This is a genomic window from Alteriqipengyuania lutimaris (assembly GCF_003363135.1).
Lineage (GTDB): Bacteria > Pseudomonadota > Alphaproteobacteria > Sphingomonadales > Sphingomonadaceae > Alteriqipengyuania > Alteriqipengyuania lutimaris.
In genome coordinates this window covers 1,995,496-2,007,747 of record NZ_QRBB01000001.1, presented here as the reverse complement: position 1 = coordinate 2,007,747, position 12,252 = coordinate 1,995,496, and the positions used below count along the sequence as shown (strand labels likewise).

The 12,252-nt window shown below is 69.1% G+C and carries 8 protein-coding genes; 1 reads left to right on the top strand and 7 read right to left on the bottom strand.

Features of this window, described 5'->3' with window-relative positions; genetic code table 11:
- Window positions 1-2: 2 nt before the first annotated feature.
- A complete protein-coding gene (locus DL238_RS09610; protein WP_115492056.1) occupies window positions 3-815 on the top strand; it encodes an inositol monophosphatase family protein in 813 nt (270 codons plus the stop codon).
- 4 nt (window positions 816-819) lie between these two features.
- Here DL238_RS09610 and trxA read toward each other — a convergent pair whose 3' ends face one another.
- Genes trxA through DL238_RS09575 form a run of 7 tightly spaced genes read right to left on the bottom strand, consistent with a single transcriptional unit; the run spans window position 820 to window position 12,222 of the window.
- Entirely contained in the window at window positions 820-1,140 is a 321-nt protein-coding gene (trxA, locus tag DL238_RS09605) for a thioredoxin (protein ID WP_115492055.1), read from the bottom strand.
- A gap of 22 nt (window positions 1,141-1,162) precedes the next feature.
- A complete protein-coding gene (addA, locus tag DL238_RS09600) occupies window positions 1,163-4,681 on the bottom strand; it encodes a double-strand break repair helicase AddA (protein WP_115492054.1) in 3,519 nt (1,172 codons plus the stop codon).
- On the bottom strand, window positions 4,678-7,689 hold the full coding sequence (gene addB / locus DL238_RS09595) for a double-strand break repair protein AddB (RefSeq protein ID WP_115492053.1): 3,012 nt from the start codon (window positions 7,687-7,689) through the stop codon (window positions 4,678-4,680). The genes addA and addB overlap by 4 nt, the downstream gene beginning before the upstream one ends.
- 24 nt (window positions 7,690-7,713) lie before the next feature.
- A complete protein-coding gene (locus DL238_RS09590) occupies window positions 7,714-8,430 on the bottom strand; it encodes a nucleotidyltransferase family protein (protein WP_115492052.1) in 717 nt (238 codons plus the stop codon).
- Window positions 8,427-9,422 (bottom strand): aminoglycoside phosphotransferase family protein, encoded by a 996-nt coding sequence (locus tag DL238_RS09585; RefSeq protein WP_115492051.1) that lies wholly within the window; start codon window positions 9,420-9,422, stop codon window positions 8,427-8,429. The genes DL238_RS09590 and DL238_RS09585 overlap by 4 nt, the downstream gene beginning before the upstream one ends.
- Complete coding sequence (gene tsaE, locus DL238_RS09580) at window positions 9,419-9,889, bottom strand: tRNA (adenosine(37)-N6)-threonylcarbamoyltransferase complex ATPase subunit type 1 TsaE (RefSeq protein ID WP_115492050.1); 471 nt, start codon at window positions 9,887-9,889, stop codon at window positions 9,419-9,421. Before tsaE ends, DL238_RS09585 begins: the two co-directional genes overlap by 4 nt.
- Complete coding sequence (locus DL238_RS09575) at window positions 9,868-12,222, bottom strand: PAS domain-containing sensor histidine kinase (protein ID WP_115492049.1); 2,355 nt, start codon at window positions 12,220-12,222, stop codon at window positions 9,868-9,870. Before DL238_RS09575 ends, tsaE begins: the two co-directional genes overlap by 22 nt.
- Window positions 12,223-12,252 lie beyond the last annotated feature (30 nt).

Here is a 12,252-nt window from a genome sequence, read left to right as displayed (position 1 = left end):
ACATGAGCGTGCTCGACCGCGAAATCCTGGCCCTGATGCGCGACGTTTCAGAGCGGATCATCATGCCGCGCCACAAGACGCTGAAGGCGACCGAGATCATCGAGAAGGCGGACGACGATCTCGTCACCATCGCCGACCGCGAGGCGGAGGTGGCGCTGGCCGAAGGGCTGGCGAAGCTCGTGCCCGAAGCGGCGATCGTGGGCGAGGAAGCGGTTCACGCCGACGCGTCCGTGATGGATCGCCTCTCCGGCGCCTGCTGGATCATCGACCCGATCGACGGGACGTCCAACTTCGCCGCCGGCACCGGCCATTTCGGGATCATGATCGCGCTGGCCGAAGGCGGCGCTGCGCAGGCGGGATGGATCTACGACCCGCAGCGCGACCGGCTGTGCGCCGCGCATCTTGGCCAGGGTGCGACCATCGATGGCGAACAGGTGCTCGCCCGCCCGAGCGGTGCGAACCCGCCGCGCCTTGCCGCGATGATGAAGTTCATGGCGCCGGCGCAGCGCACCCGCTTCAGGAACGACGTCGCGCTGCACTACACGATGGTCGAGGCACCCGGTGCGGCCTGCGAGCAATATCCGCTGACCGTTCTGGGTGAGCACGACGTCGCCATCTACGAGCGCACGCTGCCGTGGGACCACGCAGCGGGCTCGCTGTTTCTCAACGAGGCGGGCGGCACCTGCCTGCGGCTGGATGGGACACCCTACCGCGTCGACGACGGGCGCAAGGGCATGATCGGCGCGGCAAACCGCGAATTGTTCGACCAGTTGCTCGCCCGGCTGGCGGCGGCAGGCTACCAGCCCGCCGCCTGAGGCATCAGAGCTGTTCTTCGAGCCACGCCTTGAGCTGGCTCTTGGGACGCGCGCCGGTCAGTTCCGCGGCACGCTCGCCGTTCTTGTACAGCACCAGATAGGGGATGCCCTGCACGCCGAGCTGGCCGGGGGTGTCGGTGTTTTCCATGATGTCCATCTTGGCGATGGTCACCTGGTCGGCCAGTTCGTCGCTGATTTCCTCGAGCGCGGGCGCGATCATCTTGCACGGGCCACACCATTCGGCCCAGAAATCGACGAGCACGGGCTTGTCGCTTTCGATCACGTCGGATTTGAAGCTGGCGTCGGTGACAGTCTTGGTGGCCATGGAATTTTCTCCTTTTCGCCCGCTAATCTAGGGTGCCTGCGCGATCAGACAAACCATTCGCGCCCAAACTTTCCTCCGCCCTGTGCAAGCCCGGCTTGTGAGCCGCCAGAACGGCATCGGAAAGCGCGATCAGGTGCGGCCCTTGGGTGTAAAGCAGGGCCGCCCGGATTTTGCGCCCCGGATAGATCTCGGCAAGCGCGTGGGCGTAGGCCGACATCTGGCGCAGCGTGGCGGCGGGCACCTGCTCCAGCGCGTCCGGCGGACGGCGGGTGGTCTTGTAATCCACCACCAGCACTTCCTCCTCGCCCACGCACAGCCGGTCGAGCTTGCCGGTAACCACCTGCCCCTCCACCGTGGCGGCGAGCGAGACTTCGGCCAAGGCGCCCGGCGCGAACAGGCCCGCGAAATCGGGGTGATCGAGTACGGCGAGCGCCTGTGCGATCATCGCCCCCCTCGCTTCGCCGGACAGATCGGCGGCCTGCGCCTCCAGCCATTGCGCCGCGCGTTTCGCTCGCCGGTCGGGCGCGATGTCGGGCAGCCGCTCCAGCAGCCGGTGGATCAGCGTACCGCGCTGTGCCGCCTCGCCAGACTGCACAAGCCCCGGGGGGTTGGGCGCAAGATCGTCGCCCGCCGCCGAGGGCGCGAGCGGGCGCGGCGGGGTCGGCTCGTCGGCAGGCGGCCGGGTGGCCCAATCGGGAAGCGCAGACCGCTCTCCTGCCGTGTGCGTATCGGGTGCGGGTGCGCGCCGATCCATCAGGGCGCCAAGATCGTGCCGCTCGCCCCAGATCGGGTCCGACACGCCCGCGTCCCCATCCTCGCCGCCGAACAATGCCGCGGCCTGCGCATACCAGCTCGCCTCGGGCACATCCTTGTCGCTCGGCAGCAGCGCCCCGCCGATATAGAGTGCCTCCTCCGCGCGGGTCATCGCGACATACATCAGCCGCCAGTGCTCCTCGCGCTCGCGCGCGGCCTTGGCTTCCTCGGCCTCGCGCACCGGCCCCGCCCGCGCCTCCTTGGGCAGCGAGGGCAGCGGCACCGGGCGTCCGTCAGCCGTTGCAAGCTCGCCCGCGCGCGGAGGGCCGCGATCCGGATTGCCGGTCGCGTCGGCAAGGATCACGATCGGCGCCTGCAGGCCCTTCGATCCATGCGCGGTCAGCACCCGCACCGCGCTGCCGCCGCCCGCCGCCTCGCGCTTCAGCTCTTCGTCCGAGGCATCGAACCAGTTGAGGAAGCCCTGCAGGCTCGGCGTATGCTCGGCCGAGAAAGCGAAGGCCGCGCCCACCAGCTCGTCGATCGGATCATTCGCTTCCTGCCCCAACCGCGCAACCAGCTTGCGCCGCCCGTCCCACGGACCGGTGAGGAGCCATTGGAGCAGCGCCTGTGGAGGTTCGTAATCGACCCGCGCCAGCAGAGCGCGCAGCCGCTCGGCGGTCTCGACGCACAAGGGCGCGTCGCTGCGGCGGATATGATCCCAGAGCGTAACGCCCTTCTCGCGCACGGCGTTGGCCAGCAGGTCGTCCTGCGACCAGCCGCCCAGCGGCGAGACGAGCAGGTTGGCGAGGCTGAGATCGTCGCGTGGCTGGGTCGCGAAGCGCAGCGCGGCGAGCAGGTCTTTCACCGCCAGCGGCGCGCCCAGCCGCAGCCGGTCGACGCCGGCGACCGGCACTCCGGCGGCATGAAGCCGCGCGACGATCAGCCCGGCGAGCGCGCGGCGCTTGCGCACGAGGATCATGATGTCGCCCGCGGTGGCGCGGCGGGTGCCGCCCTTGGTCAGCGGGTGGCCTTCATCGAGCCACGTCTTCACCTGCGCGGCGATCCGGTCCGCCATGCGGCGTTCGGGTGCGGGGAGCCATGTCTCCGCCCCTTCTTCCTCGACCGCTTCGGGGTCGTCGCCCTCGTCGGCGCGGATCGGGGCCCACAGGGTGACGCGGCCCGGAAGGTCCGCGTCGCCCCGGTGGCGCACGGTCTCGCCCGCCATGCCCATCGCCTCGACCCCGACATGCGCCACCGCGCGGTCGACGAAGTCGAGGATCGTCTGCGAGGACCGGAAATTGCGCTCCAGCCCCAGCTTCTCGAGCGGGGTGAGCGGGACCATCGGCTCGCTGCGCGTGCGATCCGCCAGCTCGCGCGCATTGTCCATCGCGGCGTTGATCCGCGCGTCGTATTCGCCGCGCTTCTCCACGAACAGGCGCGGCTCGGTGCCTTGGAAGCCGAAGATCGCCTGCTTGTAATCGCCGACCACGAACACCGTCCGCAATCGCGCGCCCGCGGCGCCCAGCCCGTCGAAATAGTCCTGCGTCAGCGCGTCGATGATCGCCCACTGGCTTTCGTTCGTATCCTGCGCCTCGTCGACGAGGATGTGATCGAACGCCCGATCGAGCTTGTAGCCGATCCACTGCGCCATCTCCGAATTGCCGAGCAGCTTGGCCGCGCGCGCGATCTGGTCGTCGAAATCGACCAGCCCGCGGCTGCGCTTGGCCTCGTCCCACAGAAGCGCGAACCGCCGCCCGAGTTCGAGCGCGGGCGTTAGGTATTCGGCCAGCGCCAGCAGCGCCTGCTTTTCGCGGATCGCATCGAGGCAGGTCTGCACCGCCCCGACCCGCGCCTCGTAAGCGGGATCGCGCTTCGCGAGATTGCTCAGGTTCTTGGGCTTGGATCCGTCGGCGACCAGCAGGCTGCCGTTGAAACAGGCGAGCGTGGCGAGGCGCTCCATCGGATCGGCTGCGAGCCACGCCTCCAGCGGGTCCGCCGCGGCGTGCCCGCTCTTGGTGTTCCAGTCGCGCAGGGTAGAGAGGCACGCGCGCAGCGAGCCTGTATCGAACGCACCATCGGCGCATTCGCGCGCCAGATCGGCTTCCTCGTAATCGCTCGGCAGGCCGAGCAATTGCAACACCTGCGGCCGCATCGGGCTGGGCCAGCCGCCCGGCTCGGCCCACAGCTCGCGTGCCTTGGCACAGGCCATCAGCCACGCCTTGGCCCCATCGGGCGAGAGGCGGAGAGAGAGCATCGACAGCGCGCTGCGATCATCCTCGTCCGCCTGCGTCACCAGATCGGTCAGCACCTTGCGCGCAAGGACCTCGCGCGTGCGGTCGTCCATCGCGACCGTGCCCGGCTCCAGCCCCGCTTCCTCGGGGAAAGCGGCGAGCAGGTACTGCGCAAAAGCGTGGATCGTATCGATCCTGAGCCCGCCGCCGGGGCAATCGAGCACCCTGGTGAACAGCGTGCGGGCGCGCGCCTGCGTTTCGGGATCGACCTTCGCGCCGATGGCCCGCAGATCGCGCGCAAGGCTGGTCGCGTCCATCCGCACCCACTTGGCGAGCCGCGCATTGACGCGCGTCGCCATCTCCGCCGCCCCCGCCTTGGTGAAGGTGAGGCACAGGATCGATCCGGGCTCGATACCGGGTTGCAGCAGCAGGCGCAGCACCCGCGCCGAGAGCACCTGCGTCTTGCCCGTCCCCGCACTGGCGGAGAGCCACACCGAATGCCCCGGATCGGCCGCACGCGCCTGTTCGGGCAGGAGGGGGAACAGCGTGTCGCTCATCCCTCTTCACCCCCCTGGCTTTCCCGGCCGAGCCATTCCTCCAACCGCATCAGCTGGTCGTAGGTGGCGTAGAGCTTGAGATCGGGATTGGGCCGCGCGGTGAAGGCCTCGTCGCCCAGAATCCAGCGATCGAGTGCGTCGGAGAGGAAACGGCGTGTTTCGGGGAGGAAATCGTCCGGTTCGATCCCGCTACGCGCCGCGCCCACTTTGAGCGGCGTGGTGACATAACCGAAGCCGGTGTCCGACTTCGCATCGCGCGCCAGCGACCAGTATTCGAACCGCGTGGGCGTGCCCTCGATCCCGCGATCGGCATAGGCGCCCTCCGCCAGCAGCAGGCCGAGCGTGCCGAGCTGGAGCGCGAAGCCTTCCTGCACCATCTTCTTCGACGGCGGGCCGCCGGTCTTGTAATCGACGATCGCGTAACTGCCGTCGGCCAGCCGGTCGATCCGGTCCGCCGTGCCGCCGATCTCGATCCCGCCGAACGTGCGCGCCCCCTTCTCTTCCACGCCCACGATCTGCCGTTGCGGATCGGATGCAACCTCGTTGGCAATCCATTCGAGCGCGGCCATCAGGCGCGGCTCCCACAGCGCGCGGGTCAGCGGATGGGCATCCATTGCGGCGAGATGCTTTTCGGCAAGATCGGTCAGCGCACCGCCCTGCTTGTGCCATTCCTCGAGAATCGCATGCGCCAGCGTGCCCTGCCATGCTGGCGAAGGCTCGGCATCGAGCGGGTCCATCTCGCCCAGATGGAGGATCGAGCGGGCGTAGAACTGGTAGGGGTCCGAGCGCAGGCGATCGAGCGCGGTCGCGCTGATGCGCACGCGGCGCAAGCTTGCGGGCGGGCTGGGCTGCGGTTGCGGGTACGGCTGAGCCGGTTCGGCATCCCGCAGCGCATCGACCAGCGCAGGCAGCGCGGTCTCTTCATGGCGACTGGCCAGATCGCCGAGCAAGGCCTTGATTCGCAGGAAGAAACGCGACGGGATCGCGGGCCCTTCGGCGGTCCGTTCGGCGCGGGTCAGCAGCACCTGCGGCGCGCCCAGCGCGCCCGCGAGATCATGCGCGGCGAGGCCGATCCGGAACTCGCCCCCCGGCACGCCGAGCGCACGCAGCACGGGCGGCGCGAGCAGCGGATCGGGCGACGCACCGCGCGGCCAGGTGCCCTCGTTCAGCCCCGCACAAATGACGAGATCGGCGCGCGCCATCCGGCTTTCGAGCAGGCCGTAGACTGCGACGCGCGGATGCCCGCCATAGGCAGGCCGCACCGCGATCCGCTCCATCGCATCGGTGAGCAGGCCGTGGAGGTCCTGCGGGTCGAGCATGGTCCGTGCCGCCAGGGCCTGCTGGCGCAGATCGTCCACGAAGCTGCCGAGCGCGCGGCCATCCTCACGCCCCCAGATGCCCTCGCCACAGAAATCCTCGAGCACTTGCGCGAGGCGGGTCAGGAGGTCGGCGAGCGGGGCCTCTCCCTCCACCTCGAACAAAAGGGCCAGCCGTGTTGCGACCGAATCCCACCACTGGGAAACGTCCGCCTTCTCGGCGATCGGGCGCAGCGGGCGCAGCCCTGCTGCGGGGCGCGGACCGCGCAGGCGGGCTTCGAACCGGCGGAGCGCATCGAGCCAGTCCGCGCGGGCCGGTCCCTCGTCCTGCGCCCCGTCCGCTGAGTCCACGACACCCATCGCCGGGTGGCCCAGCAAGGCGACCAGCGGCACCGGAGCCGCATCCTCCGCGATAACTTGGGCGAGTAGCAGCAGCGCCCGCCCAGCGGACGTCTCGCCGAGCGGCATGCCCGCCGAATCGTCGGCCTGAATGTCCCACCGGCGTAGGTGATGGACGATCCGCCGCGCGAGCGCGCGATCGGGCGTCACCACCGCGACCCGTCTGCCCGCCGTCTCCAGCGCCTCGCGCACGGCGAGTGCGACCGCCTGTGCCTCCTCCTCCGCATTGCCCGTTTCCAGCAGCCGCACGCCCGCGAGCCGCCGCTTCTCGGACGGAAGATCGACCCAGACCTTGCTCGCTTCGGGCGGCAGGAACAGCGCGCTGACCGCACGGGTCCGGTCGGGGTTCGCCGCGCCCATCCCGCGACGGTGCCACTGCTGGACCTCGCCGCGATTGACGCCCATCCGATTGAGCAGCAGCTTGAGGTGGTATTGCGGATGCGTCGGCGCATCGTCGCGGCCCAGCGTCTCGCCCTGCGCATCGTCGGATTGGCCCGCGCGGCCCAGCTCCGCCCACGCCGCATCGGACAGCGCGAGATCGAGATCGGGCAGAATGACCGCGCCCTGCGGCAGCTCGCTCACCACCCGCAGCAGCCGCGCGAGCGCGGGCGCAGCGCTGGTGACGCCGGCGGCGACGATCGGTGTGGCCGGAGCATCGGCGCGCCAGCTCTTCACCGCATGCGCGAACAGCAGGTTGCGACGGGTGGCCGCATCGACCCGGCCCATCTCCGCCAGTTCGACCAGCCACCGCGCCTGCACCCGCGCAAACCGCCGCAGGCTGTTCTGCCAGTGCCCCGCGACCGATCCGACGACATCGAGAACAGGATCGCCCAGCAGCTCTTCGGGGGCAATCTCCTCGACCAGCAGGCGATCCATCGTCTGCGCGAGCATCTGCGCCTGACGGAACAGCGGCGGGCCGCTAGGCGCGTCATCACCCATCTCGTCCGCCAAAAGCGCGGCCAGCCGCAGCCAGCGGAAGGTCGGATCGACGGCTGGCGGAATATCGCTCGCCCCGAGCGGATCGAGCAGCGGCCCCAGCGCTTCGTCGAGCGAAAGATCGCCGATCGTAACCATCCGCGGCAGCAGCAGGCCGCGGGTGTCGCTCTCACCCATATGGCGCACGAAAGCCTCGCTCACCGTGCGGATCGCGCGCCCGCTCGGCAGCAGCAGCGTCAGCCGTGCGAGGCCGAGGCCTTCCTCGCCGTAACGCGGGACCAGCCCGGCCACCAGCGCATCGGCGAACCCGCGATGGGCCGCGATCGAATAGACCTGCGGCTTGCCCCTTTCAGACACACATCGTCTCAGACACACGGGGCCTCAGCCACTGGCAAGCGCCTCTTCGGTCGGGCGGATCGCCTGCGGGGTGCCGACCTCGAACCACTCGCCGTTGAAAGGCAGGCCATACAGCCGCCCTTCCTCGATCGCGCGAGACCACAGGATGTTGGTCGAGAACTTGCCTTCGGGCGCATCGCGCAGCAGGCGATGCGACACCAGCTGGATCCCGGTATAGATGAACGGAGCAATCCGCCCCGGCTTGCGCCGGGTCAGCCCGCCACGTCCGTCGAGATGAAAATCGCCCGGCCCGCTGAAGTTCGCCGCGCGCTTGTGCGGCACCACCAGCAACAGCGCATCCATCGCGTCGGCATCCCACCGGTCGGACAATTCGGCGAAGGCATTTCGCGGGCCGTCGAGCCAGATATTGTCGGAGTTGAGGCAGAAGAACGGATCGGGCAGCTTGTCCTTCGCCTTGATCATCCCGCCGCCGGTTTCCAGCAATTCCGCACGCTCGTCGGAGATGGCGACCTTGGGGCGCTCACGCTCCGCCACGTGGGCTTCGAGCGCGTCGGCGAGATAATGGACATTGACCACGGCACGCGCCAGCCCGGCATCGGCGAGGCGGTCGAGCGTGTGATCGATCAGCGGCTTGCCCGCCACCCGCACCAGCGGCTTGGGCATCGTTGCGGTCAGCGGTCGCATCCGCTTGCCCAGCCCTGCCGCCATCACCATCGCGGTATCGCTGACGAGATCGCTCATGCCGGCACCGCCCCGCGCCGTGCGCGCAGGTCTGCGGGAATATTGGCGTCGAACCACCGTGCCACCGGGGCGAGTGCGGGATGCTTCAGATCGCGCTCCAGTGCTTCCCACACGCGGGGGATCAGCTCGAGGTAGCGTGGCTTGCCGTCGCGCTCGTTCAACCGCGCGAAGATGCCGACGATCTTGGTGTTCCGCTGAGCGCCGAGCCGCGCGTAGTCGGCATCGAACTGCTCCCCGCAATCCGCGCAGGCGCGATAGCGGGCGAGCATCCGCGCCTCGAGCTCGGGCGAAACGTCGCGCCGCGCGTCCTGCAGCAAGGAGACGAGATCGTATGCCGGATGGCCGACCAGCGCGTCCTGGAAATCGATCACGCCCTGCTCGTCCGCGCCGTCGTCCGGGCGCAGCAGCATGATGTTCTCCGCATGATAATCGCGCAGCACGGTGACGCCGGGCTGCTGGTTCGCCACCAGCGGAGCAAGCACCTCCTGCCATGCCGCGTCGAAGCCTTGCGTGTCGACATCGAGGCCGATCGCGGGGCAGTACCATTCGGTGAAGAGCTGCGTCTCACGCAGGTAGGTCTCTTCGTCGTAGGGATTGAAGGGTCCGGGCGGTGTGCGGTGGAGATCGGCCAGCGCATCGATCGCCGCGCCATAGGCCGCATCTTCGCCGTCGGGGTTGTCGTCCAGCCAGTCGCGCATCCGCGCATCGCCGAAATCCTCGATCAGCACCCAGCCCGCATCGGCATCCTCGGCATAGATCTGCGGCGCGCGCACCTGCTGTTCGATCAGCCAGCGACCCACATGCAGGAACTCGCGCGGGTCTTCGGGCGGGGGGGCGTGCATCAGCATCGCGCTTTGCGGTCCAGCCTCTCCATCGCGCTGGATGCGGAAATAGCGCCGGAAGCTCGCGTCGCCGGTCAGCGGGGCGATTCGCGCTCCGTCCCAGCCTGCCGAGCCGAGGAAGTCGTGGATACCGTCAGGCAGAGTGCTCATGGCTCGCGTCCTAGCCAATTGCCCCCGCATTGGACAATCGCCTTGCGCCCCTCATCCGCAGCCGTCTCGTCGACGAAAGCAATGTCGACGCGGAGGCAGCCGGGTTCGTGCGCGAAGCCGCCCGCGCGTTCGGGCCACTCGGCGATGAGGACAGCGCCGTCGCGGTAATCTTCGAGACCCAGCTCAGCCGCCTCGGCCGGGTCTTCGAGGCGGTAGAAGTCGGCATGCGCGACCGGCGGGTCGAGCGCATCGTACAGCTCGATCAGCGTGAAAGTGGGCGACGGCACCTCGCCTGCATGCCCTGCCGCACGCAGGATCGCACGCGCGAGGGTCGTCTTCCCCGCCCCCAGCGGGCCGGACAGCGCAATGACGTCGCCAGCGCGCATATTCGCGGCGATCTGCGCGCCGAGCGTCTCCATCGCGGCCAGATGGGGAAGATCGACGGTCACTGTTTCTGCGGTAGCCATATCTTGACGCTCGTCCCGGAGCCTTTTTGCGACTGGATGTCGAAGCGGCCCCCATGCGCCTCGATCAGCTGCTGGGCGAGCGGGAGCCCGAGGCCCTGCCTGCGCAGCGCACCCTCGCTGCCGCCGCGTTCCCGCATTCCGTCGAGCGCGCGGGCAAGTTCGCCCTCGTCCATGCCGCGCCCATTGTCCGAGATGACGATCCGGATGCCTCCATCGTGCTTGCCGAGATCGACGACGATGCGGCCCCCGTCACTGCAGGCGGCGATCGCGTTATCGAGCAATTGGCCGATCGCGCGACCCAGCTGGCGCGGGTCCGCCGAAAGCGACAACGACTGTCCGCCCCGCAGGTCGAGCGTGAGTTCCTTCGCCTCGATCGCATCTTCGCGCGCACGCGCCACCCCCGCAACGAACGCGACCAGCGCCAGTTCGCGCGGCGCAATCGGCAGCAGGCCCGCCTCGCTCTGCGACAGGTCGAGGACATTCTCGACCTGGTCGGTCAATCGTGCGACCGATTCGAGGATCGCGGAGACATATTCCTTCGCCCCGTCGCTCAGCGGCCCGGCGACTTCGGCTTCGAGCAGTTCGGCAAAACCGCCGATCGAGGTCAGCGGCGTGCGGAATTCGTAGGACATGTTGGCGAGAAAGCGGGTCTTGACCTTGTCCGCCTGCTCGAGCGCTTCGGCCCGGTCGCGCAGCGCGGTCTCGGCCTGCTCGTTCGCCGTCACGTCGAGCGTGGTCAGCAGGCCGTTGCCATCGGGCAAGGGAATCCCTGCGAATTCGATCGTGCGACCGTCGGCGAGTTGCAGGCGCCCTGCCCGCTCCTTGCGGTCGAGCGTGGCGGAGCGGATCACTTCGCCCACGCCCTTCACCTGCTTCGGCCGGGCGAGATTGGGCTGGACCAGCTTCAGGAGCGCGTCGACCGAAGGGTGCGTGTCCAATGCATCGGGTTCGAGGCCCCAGGTTTCCGGGAAGCTGTGGTTCCACAGCTGGAGCGTGCCGTCGGGCGCGAACACCGCCAGCGCTTCGAACAGGCTGTCCAGCATGGCGGTGCGGGTGCGCAGCAGCGTGTCGCGATTGGCGGCGATCGAAAGCTGCTCGGTCCGGTCCTCGACGATCAGGGCGAGCCCGCCGTCGGGCATCGGCTGGCCGACCACCGCGAGGTGCGTGCCATCGGACAGCGGCCAGTCCTCCTCCTGTGTTTCGCCCTCGCTGAACCATGCGACGTGATCCTTGCGCCAGCTCGGAAAATCGCGGACTTCGGGTGCCCGCCCCTCGTCCCGCGCATCGCTCAACAAACGTTCGAACGCCGTGCCGAGCGCGCCTCCACCGGGGCGCACGCCCAGCAGCCTGCGGAAGGGCTGGTTGGCGAAGGTGAGCCGTCGCTGCCCGTCGAACTGGGCGACGCCGACCGACAGGCGGTCGAGCATGCTGCGCTGCGCCTCGCGATAGGCGCGGTGTTCGCGCGCCTGATCTTCCTGTTCCTGGATGTCGACCGCGTAGCCCGCGACGCCTTCGTCGCCCAGCGGCAGGTCGGAAACGCGGAAGCGGCGCCGGGTCCCGTCGACGCTGGTCACCGACACGATCCGTTCGACCGGTTCGCCGGTCAGCGCGGCCTGGCGCGCCACTTCGCCTGCCGGATTGCCATCGACCGCTTCGACCAGCTCGATCTGCTGGTCGATCACGCTCTGGGCATTGGCCGCCCCGACCGCTTTGACATAGGCGCGGTTGACCAGCTGCAGCCGCATCTCGGCGTTGCGGAACCACATCGGCGTGGGCGCGGCTTCGATCAGGCTGACCAGCGCCGCAAAGTCGGACTTCGCGCGCGCGGTTTCCTTGCGCATCCGCGACAGCTCCAGCTCGCTCTCGCTGAAATCGAACACCCAGATCAGGGCTGCGCCGCCCGGCGAAATCTGCGGATCGGCAAGGCTGCCGCGCAATGCCAGCGCACGCGAAGAGCCGGGCAAGGTGACCGCCATGCGGAAAGGCGCGGCGGTTTTCTGGGCGAGCCGAACCTTGTCGGTCAGTTCCTCAAGCTGTTCGGCGGTCAGGCCGCGATCGGGATGCTTGGCCAGTTCGCCCAGGAATTGGGGCAATTCCTCGAAACCCAGCCAGTGGGCAAGCCGCTCCGACCCTTCGAGGCGGCCGTCGCTGCGCACCAGCAGTGCCGCGGTTGGCGCTTCGTCGAGCAGGCGGTTGAGCCGCCGCGCGGTGCGCCGCGCGGTCTCGGCGCCGCGCGTGCGGGCGCCTGCGGCGATCATCAGCCACGCCGCGCCAGCGGTCCACGCGGCGAGCAGGAGGCCGAGAAGCGCCAGCGCGGTTGAGCCGAGGTCCATGAGAATCAGCTAGGCCCGGCAATGGTCGCT

Bases quoted from the DNA above. Each gene is read 5' to 3' on its own strand.
- DL238_RS09610 (WP_115492056.1), top strand. From the start codon at position 3: ATGAGCGTGCTCGACCGCGAAATCCTGGCCCTGATGCGCGACGTTTCA.
- trxA (WP_115492055.1), bottom strand. From the start codon at position 1,140: ATGGCCACCAAGACTGTCACCGACGCCAGCTTCAAATCCGACGTGATC.
- addA (WP_115492054.1), bottom strand. From the start codon at position 4,681: ATGAGCGACACGCTGTTCCCCCTCCTGCCCGAACAGGCGCGTGCGGCC.
- DL238_RS09590 (WP_115492052.1), bottom strand. From the start codon at position 8,430: ATGAGCGATCTCGTCAGCGATACCGCGATGGTGATGGCGGCAGGGCTG.
- DL238_RS09585 (WP_115492051.1), bottom strand. From the start codon at position 9,422: ATGAGCACTCTGCCTGACGGTATCCACGACTTCCTCGGCTCGGCAGGC.
- tsaE (WP_115492050.1), bottom strand. From the start codon at position 9,889: ATGGCTACCGCAGAAACAGTGACCGTCGATCTTCCCCATCTGGCCGCG.
- DL238_RS09575 (WP_115492049.1), bottom strand. From the start codon at position 12,222: ATGGACCTCGGCTCAACCGCGCTGGCGCTTCTCGGCCTCCTGCTCGCC.